The 15384-nt window shown below is 70.2% G+C and carries 15 protein-coding genes and 1 tRNA gene; 7 read left to right on the forward strand and 9 right to left on the reverse strand.

The window, feature by feature from the left end; genetic code table 11:
• The first annotated feature begins 174 nt into the window (after nucleotides 1-174).
• Together ACWEOZ_RS13140 and ACWEOZ_RS13145 are read left to right on the forward strand one after the other, a co-directional pair.
• Nucleotides 175-3300 (forward strand): BTAD domain-containing putative transcriptional regulator, encoded by a 3126-nt coding sequence (locus tag ACWEOZ_RS13140; protein ID WP_451910934.1) that lies wholly within the window; start codon nucleotides 175-177, stop codon nucleotides 3298-3300.
• Nucleotides 3301-3327: 27 nt separating this feature from the next.
• The gene (locus ACWEOZ_RS13145; RefSeq protein WP_451910935.1) at nucleotides 3328-3723 is read left to right on the forward strand and encodes an Imm7 family immunity protein; all 396 of its coding nucleotides are present in this window, start codon (nucleotides 3328-3330) and stop codon (nucleotides 3721-3723) included.
• Between the two features lie 75 nt (nucleotides 3724-3798).
• On the opposite strand, the gene ACWEOZ_RS13150 is transcribed toward ACWEOZ_RS13145, so the two are convergent.
• Nucleotides 3799-3871 (reverse strand) — tRNA-Ala (locus tag ACWEOZ_RS13150).
• Between the two features lie 84 nt (nucleotides 3872-3955).
• On the reverse strand, nucleotides 3956-4513 hold the full coding sequence (locus ACWEOZ_RS13155; protein WP_451910953.1) for a YqgE/AlgH family protein: 558 nt from the start codon (nucleotides 4511-4513) through the stop codon (nucleotides 3956-3958).
• A gap of 125 nt (nucleotides 4514-4638) precedes the next feature.
• Between ACWEOZ_RS13155 and ACWEOZ_RS13160 the strand changes: the two genes are divergently transcribed.
• The gene (locus tag ACWEOZ_RS13160; protein ID WP_451910936.1) at nucleotides 4639-5445 is read left to right on the forward strand and encodes an S-methyl-5'-thioadenosine phosphorylase; all 807 of its coding nucleotides are present in this window, start codon (nucleotides 4639-4641) and stop codon (nucleotides 5443-5445) included.
• On the opposite strand, the gene ACWEOZ_RS13165 is transcribed toward ACWEOZ_RS13160, so the two are convergent.
• The 4 genes from ACWEOZ_RS13165 to ACWEOZ_RS13180 all read right to left on the reverse strand — a co-directional run bounded on the left by ACWEOZ_RS13165 (nucleotide 5420) and on the right by ACWEOZ_RS13180 (nucleotide 10737).
• Nucleotides 5420-7270, reverse strand: a complete 1851-nt coding sequence (locus ACWEOZ_RS13165) for a diguanylate cyclase domain-containing protein (RefSeq protein ID WP_451910937.1) — start codon at nucleotides 7268-7270, stop codon at nucleotides 5420-5422. The two genes, ACWEOZ_RS13160 and ACWEOZ_RS13165, sit on opposite strands and share 26 nt — an antisense overlap.
• A 38-nt stretch (nucleotides 7271-7308) precedes the next feature.
• Nucleotides 7309-7935, reverse strand: coding sequence for a hypothetical protein (locus ACWEOZ_RS13170; RefSeq protein ID WP_451910938.1), 627 nt, complete (start codon nucleotides 7933-7935; stop codon nucleotides 7309-7311).
• A 34-nt stretch (nucleotides 7936-7969) separates the two neighbouring features.
• Nucleotides 7970-8752, reverse strand: coding sequence for an endonuclease/exonuclease/phosphatase family protein (locus tag ACWEOZ_RS13175; RefSeq protein WP_451910939.1), 783 nt, complete (start codon nucleotides 8750-8752; stop codon nucleotides 7970-7972).
• A gap of 74 nt (nucleotides 8753-8826) precedes the next feature.
• Nucleotides 8827-10737, reverse strand: a complete 1911-nt coding sequence (locus ACWEOZ_RS13180) for an MFS transporter (RefSeq protein WP_451910940.1) — start codon at nucleotides 10735-10737, stop codon at nucleotides 8827-8829.
• Nucleotides 10738-10959: 222 nt separating this feature from the next.
• On the opposite strand from ACWEOZ_RS13180, the gene ACWEOZ_RS13185 reads away from it, so the two are divergent.
• Entirely contained in the window at nucleotides 10960-11391 is a 432-nt protein-coding gene (locus tag ACWEOZ_RS13185; RefSeq protein ID WP_451910941.1) for a universal stress protein, read from the forward strand.
• A 5-nt stretch (nucleotides 11392-11396) separates the two neighbouring features.
• On the opposite strand, the gene ACWEOZ_RS13190 is transcribed toward ACWEOZ_RS13185, so the two are convergent.
• From ACWEOZ_RS13190 to ACWEOZ_RS13200, 3 genes are all read right to left on the reverse strand, one after another.
• Nucleotides 11397-12812, reverse strand: coding sequence for a stress response protein (locus ACWEOZ_RS13190; RefSeq protein ID WP_451910942.1), 1416 nt, complete (start codon nucleotides 12810-12812; stop codon nucleotides 11397-11399).
• Nucleotides 12813-12941: 129 nt separating this feature from the next.
• A complete protein-coding gene (locus tag ACWEOZ_RS13195; protein WP_451910943.1) occupies nucleotides 12942-13772 on the reverse strand; it encodes an MBL fold metallo-hydrolase in 831 nt (276 codons plus the stop codon).
• Between the two features lie 31 nt (nucleotides 13773-13803).
• Complete coding sequence (locus ACWEOZ_RS13200) at nucleotides 13804-14049, reverse strand: winged helix-turn-helix transcriptional regulator (protein ID WP_451910944.1); 246 nt, start codon at nucleotides 14047-14049, stop codon at nucleotides 13804-13806.
• A 100-nt stretch (nucleotides 14050-14149) separates the two neighbouring features.
• Between ACWEOZ_RS13200 and ACWEOZ_RS13205 the strand changes: the two genes are divergently transcribed.
• From ACWEOZ_RS13205 to ACWEOZ_RS13215, 3 genes are read left to right on the forward strand one after another with little or no spacing between them, the layout of a single operon-like run.
• On the forward strand, nucleotides 14150-14404 hold the full coding sequence (locus ACWEOZ_RS13205) for a hypothetical protein (protein WP_451910945.1): 255 nt from the start codon (nucleotides 14150-14152) through the stop codon (nucleotides 14402-14404).
• 18 nt (nucleotides 14405-14422) lie between these two features.
• Entirely contained in the window at nucleotides 14423-14926 is a 504-nt protein-coding gene (locus ACWEOZ_RS13210; protein ID WP_451910946.1) for a hypothetical protein, read from the forward strand.
• Nucleotides 14926-15321 carry a GntR family transcriptional regulator gene (locus ACWEOZ_RS13215; protein WP_451910947.1) on the forward strand — a complete coding sequence of 132 codons (396 nt, stop codon included), beginning with the start codon at nucleotides 14926-14928 and terminating at the stop codon, nucleotides 15319-15321. The genes ACWEOZ_RS13210 and ACWEOZ_RS13215 overlap by 1 nt, the downstream gene beginning before the upstream one ends.
• Nucleotides 15322-15384: the final 63 nt, after the last annotated feature.

Below are 15384 nucleotides of genomic sequence, written 5' to 3' on the forward strand. Positions count from 1 at the left end.
CACTGCGTGGACTTCACCGATTCCACCGTACGGATGATGATCTTCATCAATCTCACCTCCCTCGCACGTCCGGACTTCGTCCGCCCATCACGTATCTACGATGGTGGAGCAGGCCATTGATACGTTTGGTATACGTTCGCCTTCCGGGGATACGGGGACCGACGGGGGCCTTTCGTGAAACTGGTGCTGCTGGGGCCGGTCGGGGTGGTCGTCGAGGGGCGGCCGGTGCCCATCGAACGCGCGCAGCGACGAGCCGTACTGGCCTATCTGCTGTTGCATCCCAACCAGACCGTGACGACGGATCAGCTGATCGACGCGCTGTGGGGCGCCGCGCCGCCGGCGACGGCCAAAAGGCAGGTTTTCGCGGCGGTCTCGGCCGTCCGGCGGGCATTGCGCGCCGCCGGGCGGGAGCTGGTCACGAGCGCCGGGGGTGGTTACCGGGCGACGGTGACCGCCGCGGAGCTCGACCTGCTCGCCTTCACCGAGCACCGCGACCGGGGGCAGCAGCTGGCCCGGGCCGGCGATCCGGCGTCCGCCGTCGCCGCGCTGCGGTCCGGTCTGGACCTGTGGTCCGGAACGCCGCTCGGCGGCGTGAGCGGTGCCTTCGTCGACCAGGCCCGGCACCAGCTGGAAGATCAACGACTGGCCGCGCTGGAGACCTTGTTCGACACGGAGAACGAGCTCGGCAATCACCATGCCGTGGTCGACGATCTGGCCGCTCTCGCCGCAGCCCATCCCTTCCGGGAGAAGCTGGCCGGCGCGCTGATGCTGGCGCTCTACCGCAGCGGCCGCCCGGCCGAGGCGCTCGCCACCTATCGCCGGCTGCGGCAGACCCTCTCCGGTGAGCTGGGCATCGATCCGGGCCGGCCGGTCACCGAGCTGCACGACCGGATCCTGCGCAACGACGACGGGTTGCGCCGGCCCGCCGCGGTCCGGGCGGCGCGGCGTTTCCTGCCGCACGACATCCCCGACTTCACCGGGCGGTCCGCGGAGCTGGAAGGGCTGGACGCGCTGCTCACGGCCACGCCGGGCGGGACCGACGTGGTGATCATCAGCGCGCTCGTCGGCGTCGGCGGCGTCGGCAAGACCGCGCTGGGGGTGCACTGGGCGCACCGGATCGCCGCACGCTTCCCGGACGGCCAGCTCTACCTCGACCTCCGGGGGTACGACGAGCGCCGCCCGCTGCCGGCCACCGAGGCGCTCGGCGTGATGCTCCGGACGCTGGGCGTCCCACCGCGACAGATCCCCGCGGATGTCGACGAGGCGGCGGCGCTCTACCGCGCGACCCTCGCGGGACAGCGGGTGCTGATCCTGCTGGACAACGCGGCTTCCGCCGCGCAGGTACGTCCACTTCTGCCGGCCACGCCCGGCACCCTCGTCCTGGTGACCAGCCGCGACGCGCTCGGCGGGCTGATCGCGCGGGACGGCGCCCGGCGCGTCGAGGTCGGCCTGCTGTCGCCCGGGGACGCGACGGAGCTGCTCACCCGCATCCTCGGCGCCGACCGGGTCGCCGCCGAGGCGCAGGCGACCGACGACCTGATTCGCGCCTGCGGCCGCCTGCCCCTGGCCCTGCGGATCGCGGCAGCGAACCTGGCCGCCCGGCCCCGGACCAGGATCGGGGCGTACGTACGGGAGCTGCTCGGCGGCCGGCGACTCGACGCGCTGCTGGTCGACGGGGACCCGCAGAGCAGCCTGCGGACGATCTTCGACCAGTCGTACCGTCGCCTCGGACCCGCCGCGCAGCGGGCCTTCCGGCTCGTCGGGTCCGCACCGGTGCCGGACCTCACCGTCGCGGCCGCCGCGCAGCTCCTGGACCGGACAGCCGGGCAGGCGCAGGCGGCGCTGCGGACGCTCGCCGACGCCCACCTCGTCGCCGAGCACCGGCCGGGCCGTTTCACCATGCACGACCTGGTCCGCGAGTACGCCCGGCACCGGGCCGGCCCGGCGGACCTGCGCGAGGAGCGGGCGGCGGCGCTGGCCCGGCTGCTGTCCTGGTTCGTGACGGGCGCCGAGACCGCGGCCGCCAAGCACAATCCGGCCCGGATCAGGCTGCCCCGGGACGAACCGTTTGCGCCGTTCGCGACGGCGGAGGAGGCCACGGGGTGGCTCACCGCCGAACTGCCGAACCTGGTGGCGGTGACGGAGACCGGCACGGCCCTGGGCCACCCGGACGCGGTGTGGCGCCTGGTCTTCGCCTGCCAGCCGTTCCTCAACGCCACGATCGAGCGGGTCACCATGCTGTCGCTGGGCCGGGCCGCGCTGGCCGCGGCCGAGCTCAGCACCGACCCCCGCGCGCGGCCGGCCGCCGAGCTGGTCATGGCCCACTCGTACACCACGAACGGGTACGACATCCTCGGCATGCCGCACGCGGAACGCTGCCTGGAGCTGGCCCGGCAGTCCGGCTGGCGCAGACTGGAGCCGGAAGCACACAACGCACTGAGCGTGTACCACCTGCTCGGCGGCGACCTGCGCAGCGCGGCGGAACACGCCCGGTCCGCGTTCGACGGCTCGATGGCGCTGGGCGTCGAGCCGCCGCAGTACCTCGGCAAGGTCGCCCTGATCGAGTTGCTGATGGGCTCCCTGGCCGAGGCCGGCGACCACTTCGAACAAACCCTGGCCAGCCCCGGCCACCGCGCCGGCTACAGCCGGGCCATCACCCTGCTCAACCTGGCCGAGGTACGCGCCCTCCAGGGCCGCCCGGCGCAGGCCGAGCAGCTACTGATCGAGGCGCTGGCGCTGCTGGAGGAGGCGGGCAACGCCCACGTCACCGCGCTGGCCCGGGCCGACCTGGCGGTGATCCGGTACGCGCGCGGTCAGCGCACCGAAGCCTGGAACCTGCTGGACCAGGCCCGGTCGGCCCTGGCCGCCTCGACGGACGTGCTGGCCCGTACGCAGCTGGCCGGCCGGCACGCCGAGCTGCTGCTCGCGGCCGATCGGGCCGCCGACGCGACCGAGATCCTCGGGCCGGCGCTCGCCGAGGCGGAGCCGTACGGCAACCACTACCCGACGACCCAGACCCTGATCGCCCTGGCCCGGGCCTGCGCCCCGGCCGACCTCGACCGGGCGGGCGACTTCGCGGCCCGAGCCGTCGATGCGGCGCGCAAGGGTCAGTTCCGGCTGCTCGAAGGCCGGGCGCTCAATGAGGTGGCCCGGGTGCACCTGGCGGCGGGCCGGCGGGCCGAGGCCAGGGAGGCGGCCGAGGCGGCCCGGCGGATCCATGAGATGACCGGCCACGAGCCCGGACTGCGCGAGGCGGACCGGCTACTCGCCGAGAGCCGGGGACCAACGACAGAAGGCTGACCGCGCCTTTGACCGTAAACTTCGGCAATGTTCGAGTATCACGGGTGGATCACCCTCCGTTCGACGGCTGAAGCTGTCGACGACGATCCGCCGCTTCGCCTCGAAGAGATTCAGCACCTCGTGAACCAGCTCGCCGGCCATGGGCTGACGGACCTTCGTCCGGTCAACGGGCAGTACCAGGTGCACCTCGCCGGACACCCCAATCATCGCGGCACGCAGGGCACCGACGTGATCGAGCTATTCGGGCGGGTCGGTGCTCTTGCTCCCGGCTCCTACGGACTCCTCTACGTTCATGACGACGAGGACCCGGAACACAACCTGGAGTTCCGCGTCTTCCGATTGATGCGAGGAATCGTCACCGAACATGCGGACCACTTCCTGTCACCGGTCATTCCGACCTTGGAAGATGAATACACGTTCTGACCACGGATTCGGTCTTTCAGAAGCGCCCGGCCCAACAGCAAAGGCCCGGACATCAGTCCGGGCCTTACCCAAGGGTGGAGCTGAGGGGACTCGAACCCCTGACCCCCACACTGCCAGTGTGGTGCGCTACCAGCTGCGCCACAGCCCCTTGCCTGTCCCCGGGATCCCCCGGGCACTCACGGAATAGTACACACCTTCCGGGCCCCCTCGTGCGGAGGGGGCGGCATGCGTGTCAGTTCAGTGAGACGTCCGGGGGGAAGTGGGCCACCGCGGCCAGGATGTCGCCCTGGCGGCGCAGGACCATGGCCCACAGGTCGTCCGGGCGGCTGACGAACGGGTCCCCCGGGAGGGCGTCGAAGACGAACCAGGAGCCCGCCGCGATCTCCTCCTCGAGCTGGCCCGGGGACCAGCCCGAGTAGCCCGCGAAGACCCGGATGCCGGCCACGCTCTCGCGCATGCGGTCCGGGTCGGCCGACAGGTCCACCGTGCCGAGCGCGCCGGACACCTGGTGGAAGCCGGACACCCGTTTTTTCACCTGGGGGCGGGTGCGGGCCAGGCAGATCGCCGATTCGGGCTGCACCGGGCCGCCCTCGAACAGCACGGCCGGGTCGCCGGCCAGCTCGCCCCAGTTGCCCAGCACGTCCGCCACCGGGACCTCGGTCGCCCTGTTCAGCACCACGCCCAGCGCGCCGCCGGTCTCGTGGGCCACCAGCAGCACCACGGTGCGGTCGAAGTTCGGGTCTTTCAGGGTCGGGGTCGCGACCAGAAGCTGACCGGTCATCGACTCCATCGAGCGACCTCCGATGCGCTGCTCTTCACTGAACACGGCAGCCCCACCTTCGCCCCAGGAGGCCTTCGGTCAACGCCATGCTTGGACATTAGCCTGCGTTTCCGGCCACCGATAAGGTCTGGCGCATGAACGAGCCACCCGCGGAGGCGGAGATCGGCGTCATCGGCGGATCGGGCCTCTACGCCCTCCTCGACGGCGCGACCGAGTATCAGGTGTCCACGCCCTACGGTCCGCCGTCGGATCCGGTCACCGTGGCCGAGGTCGGCGGGCGCCGGGTGGCGTTCCTGCCCCGGCACGGCCGGGATCACCGGTTCCCGCCGCACAAGATCCCGTACCGGGCCAATCTGTGGGCGTTGCGGTCGCTGGGCGTACGCCAGATCATCGCGCCCTGTGCCGTCGGCGGGCTGCGGCCGGAGCTCGGTCCCGGCACCTTTGTGGTCCCTGACCAGCTCATCGACCGGACCAGCGGCCGCGAGCAGACGTACTACGACTCCGGTGCGGTGCACGTGTCGTTCGCCGACCCGTACTGCCCGGACGGCCGGCAGGCCGTGTTGCGGGCCGGCGCCCGGATCGACCCGGTCGACGGCGGCACGATGGTCGTGGTCGAGGGGCCGCGGTTCTCGACCCGGGCGGAGTCGCGCTGGTTCACCGCGATCGGCGGCACGGTGGTCAACATGACCGGGCATCCGGAGGCTGTGCTGGCCCGCGAGCTGGCCCTCTGCTACACGGCGATCGCCCTGGTGACGGATCTGGACGCCGGCGTGGAGGGCGACCACGGGGTCACCCAGGAGGAGGTCTTCTCCGTCTTCGCCGAGAACACGGCCCGCCTGCGCGAGGTGCTGCTCGACGCGGTGCAGGCGCTGCCGACCGAGCGCACCTGCGCCTGCGGCAGCGCCCTGGACGGGATCAAGCTCCCCTTCGCGCTGCCCTGAGCCGTTTGGCCTCGTACATCTTGAGGTCGGCCGCGTGGATGAGGTCGTCGGCGGCGTCGCCGGCGACCAGGCCGACGCTGGCGCGTACCGCGATCGTCCGGCCGTCGATCAGCGCGGGCTGCGCGATCAGGTCGAGGAAGCGGTCCGCGAAGCGGCGGGCGGCGAGTTCGTCGCCGGCCGCCACGAGTACGGCGAACTCGTCGCCCCCGAGCCGCGCCACCAGATCGTCCGCGCCGGCCGCCTCCCGCAGCCGCGCGGCGACGAAGCGGAGCACCTCGTCCCCGGTGTGGTGCCCGTACGTGTCGTTGACCGCCTTGAAGCCGTCCAGGTCGATGAGCAGCACCGCCGCCCGGCAGTCGGGCGCGTCGCGCATCCGTTCCGCGAACAGCCGCCGGTTGGCCAGCCCGGTCAGCGGGTCGTGGTCGGCCTGGTGGCGCAGCTGTTCGTGCAGCTCGCGGGTCTCGGTGACGTCGCGGGCGTTGGCCACCACCCCGTCGATGCCGGGTTCGCCGACCAGGTTGGTGGCGATGACCTCGAGCCAGCGCCAGGAGCCGTCGGCGTGCGCGAAGCGGGTCTGGTACGTCAGCGTGGCGCCGGTGGTGGCCAGCAGGTGGCTGAGCCGCGGGCGGATCTCGTGCAGGTCGTCCGGGTGCAGAAAGGCGATCATGGGCCGGCCGAGGATGTCCGCCACGTCGTAGCCCAGCGTCCGGTGCAGGGCCGGGCTCGCGTACGCCACGCGCCCGGCGCGGTCCGTGATCGAGGTGATGTCGGACGAGTGCCGGACCAGCGAGTCCAGCCGGCGCTCGCGCAGGGTGATCTCCAGCAGGCTCTCGTCGAGTTTGTCGAGCAGGACGGCGTTCTCGGTCAGGGCGAGCACCTGCCGTACGACAACCAGCGCGACGTTGAGCACCAGCCCGGCCAGCGCTCCCCAGGCCTGGTAGCCCAGGCCGCTGTCGAGCAGCACCGCGATCAGCGCGAGGAAGGTCACCAGGGTGGCCGAGTACGGCAGGACGCTGTAGCGGCGCGGCCCGGGCCGCTGGAACATCCCGGGGTCGCGCTGCACCTGCCGGGCCTGGATCCGCGGCCCGGCCATGAACAGGATCGCCGGCGTCACGAGCAGGATCAGCTGCCACGACAGCGACCCGGACGAGCCGGTGCCGGGCAGGACGGTGGTGGCGAGGCCCTGGATGCCGGCCCCGGTGAGCATCACCACGGCGGCGGCGCGCGACATCGGGCTCACCCCGCTGAGCCCGAGCTTCACGGCGGCGAAGACGCCGGCCATGATCAGGCCGGTGCCGAACACGGCGGTGACCAGGGTGTCGGTCCCGGCGGCGGCGAGCGTCGAGCGGGTCACCAGGCACCAGGCCACGACGGCGAACGCGGTCATGGTGGCCGCCGCGTCCAGCAAGAAGCGGATCCGGGCCCGCCGGGAGCCCACTCCGGTGGGATAGGTCACGGTCACGCCGACGATCCCCGCCGCCCCGACCAGCAGGGCCACGGTCTGCACGAAGCCGACGGTGAGGGTGACGGCCGAGGGGTCGAGCAGCGTCTGCACCGCCTGGAAGCTGTCGCCGACGCTGAAGGCGGCCGCGGCGAAGGCGGCGGCGTTCCAGAACCGCCGGGGCGCCGCCGGCGTCTGCGCCATCCGGGCGATCCGCCGGGCCAGCACGAACAGTCCCACGTCGGTGGCGAGCAGGCTCAGCCAGCCGACGAGCACCTGCAGCCGGTCGCCGCCCACCCCGAAGGCGAAGAACCCCACCAGACCCAGGGCCACGGGTACGAGCACCCGCAGCACCGGATCACGCACCAACGAGGGCCCCTGCACGCCGGAACGATCGACGCGCCGGGGCCGTACCTGAGGGATCAGCCGACCGGGCTCAGGTCCAGCACGTAGGAGTCGCCCTCGCGGCGGAAGCCGAGCTTGTCGTAGTACGGCGAGACCATGCCGGGCGGGGTGACCACCGTCCGGCAGCCACGCTCGAGGAAGAACTGACTCTGCCGGTAGACGAACTCCCCGGGCGTGAAATCCCGGTACCGCTGGGTCACGTAATCCAGCTGTACGCGCGCGACGCCGTCCTCGGCGGCCGCGAACAGCACCACCCCGACCACCTCGTCGCCGTTGACCACGAGGAAGGCGGCGGTGTCCCGGGCCGCGGCGTCCCAGCGGAAGCCCGGGTTGAAGCGGGCGATGTCCCGGCTGTGCAGCCGCAGCGTGTGCGCGAGGAACTCGTCGTCGGTACGCACCTCGACCACCTGGTACGCCTTCTCGTCGTGGCGCGAGGCGAGCATTCTGGCCAGATACCAGACGTTGATCACCGCGAGGACGACGTTCAGGCCCACCATCGGCCATACCGCCAGCGCCGCGTTGAAGCCGATGAGCACGAGGCACCCGATCAGGTTCAACGCGCGCAGGCGCAGCAGCCGCGTCTGCAGCAGGGACCACACGAGCAGGGCCGATCCGGTCCAGCCGATCACGTCGAGCCAGGTCATGGGCCCAGACTATGAGACGCGAACCGGCACGGCCCTACAACCAGGCAGCTCCGAGGTAGAGCCGGTGGTCACTGGCGGAGGTGTAGAGCGTGTCACCCGTCTCCCCCGCGAAGTGCGGGGAGGTGAAGATGTAGTCGATCTTCCGGCCACCGTACGGGTTGAAGGTGATCTCGTTGTCGGCCTCGTCGGCGTCCGTGAAGAAGGTCTTCAAGCGGGCCACGCCCGGCTGGTACAGGAAGGCGTTGTAGTCACCGGCGGACAGCACCGGCCCGCTCTTGGCCAGCAGCCAGTCGTACAGCGACGCGAGATCCTCCTCGTTACCGAGCGCGACACTGGTGGCGTTGTGCACGCTTGCGGCGAAGAGCTTCCGGCCTTTCACCTGGGCGTACATGCCGACCGAGTGACGACCGGAGGGCAGGATCTTGACGTGCTCGGGGCCGAGCTCGGACCCTCGGACGATGACCGCGATGCCGTACTTCCGGCCGTACCGTTTGTCATGGTTGTCGCAGGTCCTGAGGGACTTGGTGGCGGTGAAGGCCGACGAGTAGCCGCGGGGAAGGCGATCCGTGATGTAGCGGTACTGCGAATAGCACAGCTCCTGCAGGGAGGCGACGTCGATGGACCGGCTCGTGATCTGCTTCAGGGCGTAGGAAGCCGGCGCCATGGAGCCCTTGCTGCACATCACGCCGCACAGGTTGAACGCCATGGAACGGATCAGCACCCTGGGCGAGGCCTGAGCGGCTGTCGGCGTCGACACCACCGCCAGCGTGCAGAGCCAGACGACAAGACGACGCAGACCACCGGAATATCGACCCATGGATACGAGGATCGCCGCCGCGGGGCAGAGCCCGGTAGATGCCCGGTTGCATTGCCGGTGTGCGCGACGACCCGTCACCGGGTCGGCGGTCCCCCTTCCGGGTCGGCCGGGGCGGCGGCTTCGGTCCGCTCGCCGGCGAACATGCGGTCCTCGTCCAGCGCCGACGTCTGCACGACCAGCACGTCACACACCGCGTTGCGCACGACCCCGGCCGGCACCGACCCCAGCAGCTGCCCCTGGCTCGCGCCCAGCCCCCGGTTGCCCACGACGATGAGGTTCGCCGGGTTGGCCCCGACCGTGTCGAGCAGGGCCTGCGCCGGGTCGCCGGCCACGAGCCGCTGGTCGATGTACCTCGCCCGCTCCTTGGTCAGCCCGGTGACGGACTTGGCGAGGGCCTCGCGGGCCGCCTCGGCGCCATGGATGTCGCGGTGCAGGCCCGCTGCGGCGCCTTCCGCCGGTTCGGCGCCTTCCCGGTACGCCGTGACGACCACCAGCCGCGCCTGGGCCGCCTGGGCCACCTCGGCGGCCCGGTCCACCGCGTACAGGCTGGTCGGGGTGCCGTCCGAACCGACCACGACCCGGTCGTACACGGTGATGCTGCGCTTGCTGCCGAGCGGCACGATCGGCGACTCGTCGGCCTCGTCGGGCGGGTTCACCCACAGCATCGCCACGGCGCCGATGCCCAGCAGGACGCCGGCCAGCATGATCGCGTTGCTGCCCTTGCCGCCGAGCAGGTGCTGGAAGATCCAGCCGAAGGTGATCGTCTGAATCAGCATCGGCACCACGATCATCACGTTCAGGATGCCCATGTAGACGCCGGTCCGCTTGGCCGGGACCATGCTGGCGACCATCAGGTACGGCACGCCGACCGCACTGGCCCAGAAGATGCCCACCCCGATCATCGGCAGCAGCGCGACGTACTGGTTGTCGATGCGGGACAGCCAGACCAGCGAGAGCGCGGCCAGGCCGAGCGCGACCGCGTGCACCCGCTTGGCGCCGATCCGGCGGGCGAAGCCGACCAGGAACAGCGCGGAGACCATGGTGACGAAGTTGTACGCGGCGTTCTGCAGCCCGCTCCACCCGATCGCGGCGTCCCAGGCCGCCCCGCCCTCCTCCGGCGTCGCGCCGAACACGGTCTCGCCCAGGCTGACCGCCAGGAACTGCCAGTAGATGAACATGGCGTACCACTGGAAGAGGAACACCACACCGATCTTGTGCATGGCGACCGGCATCGACTTGACGGCGTCCGCGATCTCCGCGACGGCGTGTTGCAGACCCTTGGGCGCGGACCGGATCTCGCGGAGCTCCTCGTCCGACGGCGTCAGTTCCCGGGTACGCGCCATCGCGGTCAGCACGGTCAGCAGGATGCAGACGGTGCCGATCATGAAGCAGACGTACATCCAGTAGGGCACGCCGTTGCCGGCCTCCTCCTGCAGCGCCGAGACCTTCTGCAGGACGAACAGCGACAGGTTGGCCAGCACCGCGCCGGCCCCGGTGAACATGCTCTGGGTCAGGAAGCCGCGCGCCAGCTGGGATTTCGGCAACCGGTCGGAGATGAACGCCCGGTACGGCTCCATCGAGGTGTTGTTGCCGGCGTCGAGCAGCCAGAAGCAGATGACGGCGAGCCAGAGGATGCCGACGAACGGGAACAGGAACAGGATGACCGCGCAGAGCAACGCGCCGGCGGTGATGAACGGGCGTCTGCGGCCCCAGCGTGGATGCCAGGTCCGGTCACTGACCGCGCCGATCAACGGCTGGATGATCAGCCCGGTGACCGGCCCGGCCAGGTTGAGGAGCGGCAGCTGGTCGGGGTCGGCCCCGATCAGCAGGAAGAGCGGGTTCACCGCGGACTGGGTGAGGCCGAAACTGAACTGGACCCCGAAGAACCCGAGGTTCATCATCAGCAGGGCGCGACCCGTCATGAGCGGCCGGCGCTCGGCCTGGCCCACATCTGTCGAGACGGTGTCCGATGTCGTGGTGGTCATGGCGACCCTCCGGCCACTGTGATCAAAGTCACCTGTTTTTCGACGCTAAACCGATCCGCCGAGACCCGCAACCACTGTCGATACGTGATGCAGCATGAGCGCCGAGGCACCCTTCCACCTCGACGCCCCTGACGGCTTGTAATAGCGTCGATCCGAAGGTCACGGGCGTTCCGGCGTGACCCCCACCTCCGCCGGTCGATCGACACTGGAGAGGAGACGACGGTGAGCACATGGAAGACCATCGTGGTCGGCGTCGACGGATCACCCGGCAGCCGCAAGGCCCTGACCTGGTCCGCCGCCGAAGCCGCGGACCACGGCGCAGACCTGGTCGTGGTGAACGTGTGGGAACACACCCTGCTGCCCCCGGCCGGCAACGTGAGCGTGTCGGAGCGGTACGTCCCCGACCCGAGCCAGCGCACAGCCGACGACCTGCTCCAGGTGATCAAGGAAGAGCTCGGCGACAACCCGGCAGTCCTGGTCAAAGCTCAGGTGAAGCAGGGCCGCGCGGCCAAGGTCCTGATCGACGAGTCGGCGAACGCCGACCTGCTGGTGGTGGGCAAACGCGGCCACGGTGGGTTCGCGGGGCTGGTGCTGGGCTCAGTGAGCCAACACGTGGCCGCGTACGCAAAATGCCCGGTGACCGTGGTCCGCTGAAAGCCTTACCGGATGCCCGAATCAGGCTCAGAGTCCGGCTTGCCGACTCCAGCTTGTGTTTCGGCTCCAGCTTCGGTCTCCGCCTGCGGTCCGTCCTGGGAAGAAATGGCAGTGGACACCAAAGCCTTCGCGACCGGCTCCACGTCCACCACCTGCTCGGGTGAGCGAAGCTTCGGCGGGGCCGACATCCAAGGCTTGAGGTTCTGAATGACCTGTTCGTAGAAGGCATCGATCGCCGCGAGCACCGAGTCGACGAACGACCCTCGGCCGGTGCCACGTTTCGTACCTGCGGCCGAGTTCGCCGCAACCCGGAATGACCGAAGCTCCTTACCCGGCTCGCCGACGAGCAGACTCGGATTCTCTCGGACAGCCTTCAGAAGCTCCGCGTTCCCTGGTCCCCGCGAGTACGCGGTCGCCGACTCCAGCCGGACCGTCTCCGGCGCTCCTTTCAGCTGCCTCACCAGCCAATTGACGCGCGTGGTCGGACGGCCCTCGCGGGGCGCGTCCACGTCCACATGACAGGTGATCTTTCCGGCTCGCAGGTCCGCGGTCACATAGAGCGCGCCCACAGCCCCCGGAATGCGCAGAGCGGCAGTCATGGAACCGGTGGTCGTCAGCTGTGCGGACAACGCTTGAGTGCGAACTGCCGGCTCTGCCAGCTCCTTCCGGCTCAGGGCGGGCACGATTTCGGTTCCCAGCCGCCTCCCGAGCTTCAGCCCCGCGAACCGCACAAGTGCATCGAACCGCCCGGCGATCTCCGCCGCCATCGGATCGTTACCCCGGAGCGTGCCTGCGCCGACCGCCTCACGCAAACGCACCCAGCTGGATCCCATGTCGCTGAACTCCAGCGCACCGGATCTGGGATGTTCCAGGTAACGGATCAGTTCACCCAGCACCCAGGCCTGGTCAGGGTCAGCGACGCCGCGATACTCCTTCTGCATCACCGCGACGGTGAGCACCTCCGACCACGGGATGTGGTGAAGCGCGACCTTCTTGAGCTTCCGCTTGTCCACAGCGGTCGGGTGCTGACCGGGGACGGGGGGAATCTCGTTGGAGACGGTGATCAATGCGTCGAAGCCCTGCTCACGCGCAATGTCCAGATAGCGCTCGAGCTGTTCGGTCTGGAGCTCATTGCTGCCCGTCTTGACTTCGACGAGCGCAGTCCATTGACGCTGGCCGCGGGTCACCCGGATGAGCCCGTCAGGGAAGTATTTGCTGTCACCAAGATTGAAGGGAACCTCGATGAAGGTTTCCACCTGCCCGGCCGGTGCGCCGAAGGGCTGCGTCAAGGATCGGCCGAATTCTCGCACGGCACTCATCACGGCGAGCAAAGCTGAGGTAGCGCGGCGCTCCTGCTCGTCAGCGCCATTGATTCCTGAGGTCGGTATGAGGCGGGCGGCAAGCCAAGTCTCTTCGCTCATCAGTCACTCCTTGTAACGCAGCCTGCACGCAGATTACGCCCGACGCAGTGACATAACTGGATCGATCAGTTCACCGACCAGACACGAGAACTTGACCGTCCGTCCCACCGTGGTGTCCGAATCGGATCGCTAGCCGGACATCCCGTCGCGTTCTTTCTGCGCGAGGTGCCGAGCCTGCCCGTCATGGACATCGCTCACCCACTCCCACCCCGGCTCAGCGGACGAACCGACCCGCGGATCATCGACACCACGACCCTCCCGAAAGGCGAGCACATATGCCCGATCCCGCTCGATACGCGCACGCACCTGATCAGCCCCGCCCACCGACCCATGCCCAGGCACGAGAACATCGACGCCACCCGCCGCACCCTCCAGCAGCCGTAACCCGTCCAGATAGTCCTCGATCGGGTCAGCGCTCCCATTCAGATCGAGCATCGGAACCAAGACGTCAGACAGCATGTCCCCCGCAACGAGCACGCCCCGCTCCTCGAGCAGCAGCGCCGCATGCCCAGGGGCATGGGCTTGGTGCTCGACAATCCGGACCTGTGGGCCGTCCCAGGGAATCAGCGCTGCCCCGGCAGGCAGGCCGGTGATGTGGCCGAGCAGGTCCAACGGCACGTGCTCGACAATGTCCTGCGGTATCAGCGCGGCGACCCGGGCCTTCGCCCCAGCATCCGACAGCCGAGCCTGGACCATGGCCGCGCACCCGGCCGTCCCGTAACGAGGGGCCGAGCCCAGCCCGGGGTGCCAGAGCAGGTGGTCCCAATGCGGATGCGTCGAGAAGCCCGCCACCACGGCCCGGCCCGACTCGGACAGGTCGCTCGCGAGGCAGACCATCTCATGGTTCTGCACCCCGGCGTCGATGAGCAGCACGCCGTCCCGGCCCTGTACGACAACGGCATTGCTCCGGCAGAACGCGCTCTCGTGGACCAGCACACCCTCCGCGACCTGCCTCAGCACGGTGGCTCCCTCCACTTGTGAGCGAAGCCGATCAGGCGACCTCGGCCTGGATGGTGTCATGGGTGACCGGCCCGCCGCAGTGGTGGCAGACCAGGTCCACCTGGAAGGGCTCGCCGCAAGAGTGCCGGCGGCTCACAACCGGGGTGTCCACCGCCCACTTATCGCCCCACTCGGACAGGGCGAGCATCACGAGGAACAGCTCCCGGCCCGCTTCGATGAAGTGGTATTCGTGGCGCGGCGGGTCCTCGCTGTAAAGCTGGCGTTCGATGACCAGCACCCTTGCGCCGCTTCGCGCCGACCTGGGCCTTCGACGGTCAAATCCGCAAGCTCAACCAGCTGACCGGCTGACGCTTGACATTGTCGCAAGCAGGTGGAACATGCGCGAGGCCGACGGCGCCGAGGCTGGGCGGTGGCTGGCCCGGCACGGCTTGACCGGGGCCGAGCCGACCCCACTGATTGCAAGGCGGCTGGCGGTGCGGCGGCGGGCCAAGGTCGCCGACAGTGCCCTGCTGGCCGCGTTCCTGATGGGCGCAGCCCTCACCCACGTGCTGGCGCTGCCCACCGACGCCTCACCCTCCCGGCTGCCGTTGCTGGTCCTGGCGTCCTTGGTGGTCGCGCTGCTGGTGGCGTAGTGGCTGCTCGCCGGATGGGTGCGGCGCGCCGACCGGGAGGCCGGCGCTCAGCTGGCCCGGCGGGTCGCCCATCCGGTCCAGCTCGGCTGGGCGGCGGTGCTGGGCCGGCCGTACGCCGCCTTCACGGCCGCCACCTTCATCGGCGCCCTGCTGCTCGCAGTGAGCGTGCTGCCGGTCCCGGACCCCACCCTGCGGTACGGGGCGATCGTCGTGCTGATCGGCCTGGCCGGCGCCGGGACCGGAACCGTCCTGCAGCTGCGCCCGGTCCTGGCGAGCCCGGCCGTGGCGGAGGACGAGGCGTCGCTCACGGCCGACGTCGTCATGCGGGTCGAGGACGCCCGCACCCTGGTCACCCCGAGCCTGGTGTGGTCGCTGCCGGCGATTTTCCTGTACGGGGATTCGCTCGACTGGTGGAACGCGGTCTCCCTGGCCCTCATCGTGGCGGGCGCCATCGCCCTTTACCTGATCCAGGCCCGCGCCACGGGTGTCGGGACGGCGGCCCCGCGAGCTCGGACCACCTGATGATCGTCATCGACACGGCCTCGCCGGTGCCGCCGTACGAGCAGCTCCGGGCCCAGCTCGCCCGGCAGATCCAGGAGCGGTCGCTCGCCGTCGGCGCCAGACTGCCGACGACCCGCCGGCTGGCGGCCGACCTGGGCCTCGCCGTGAACACCGTCGGCCGGGCGTACCGGGCGCTGGAGGAGGCCGGTCTGATCGAGACCCGGGGGCGGGCCGGCTCGTTCGTCTCGGCCTCCGGCGAGCAGGCCCGCGAGCAGGCTCACCGCGCCGCCCGCGAGTACGCGGCGCTCATCGTCGGCGTCGGCATCGATCCCAGCGAGGCGGTCCGGATCGTCGAGGCAGCCCTGGCCGCGCCGGCCACCGGCCCTAGAGCGAGTCTGACGGATCATCACGCGTGACCATGATCGATCGTTGGTGTGTTGTGGCCGGTGATCTGACTGATCAGGATTGGGAACGCTTGG

This window comes from Actinoplanes sp. NPDC004185 (assembly GCF_053603475.1).

Coding starts and splice junctions, on each gene's coding strand:
- ACWEOZ_RS13145 (WP_451910935.1), top strand. CDS start 3,328: ATGTTCGAGTATCACGGGTGGATCACCCTCCGTTCGACGGCTGAAGCT.
- ACWEOZ_RS13180 (WP_451910940.1), bottom strand. CDS start 10,737: ATGACCACCACGACATCGGACACCGTCTCGACAGATGTGGGCCAGGCC.
- ACWEOZ_RS13160 (WP_451910936.1), top strand. CDS start 4,639: ATGAACGAGCCACCCGCGGAGGCGGAGATCGGCGTCATCGGCGGATCG.
- ACWEOZ_RS13170 (WP_451910938.1), bottom strand. CDS start 7,935: ATGACCTGGCTCGACGTGATCGGCTGGACCGGATCGGCCCTGCTCGTG.
- ACWEOZ_RS13155 (WP_451910953.1), bottom strand. CDS start 4,513: ATGGAGTCGATGACCGGTCAGCTTCTGGTCGCGACCCCGACCCTGAAA.
- ACWEOZ_RS13215 (WP_451910947.1), top strand. CDS start 14,926: ATGATCGTCATCGACACGGCCTCGCCGGTGCCGCCGTACGAGCAGCTC.
- ACWEOZ_RS13175 (WP_451910939.1), bottom strand. CDS start 8,752: ATGGGTCGATATTCCGGTGGTCTGCGTCGTCTTGTCGTCTGGCTCTGC.
- ACWEOZ_RS13205 (WP_451910945.1), top strand. CDS start 14,150: ATGCGCGAGGCCGACGGCGCCGAGGCTGGGCGGTGGCTGGCCCGGCAC.
- ACWEOZ_RS13190 (WP_451910942.1), bottom strand. CDS start 12,812: ATGAGCGAAGAGACTTGGCTTGCCGCCCGCCTCATACCGACCTCAGGA.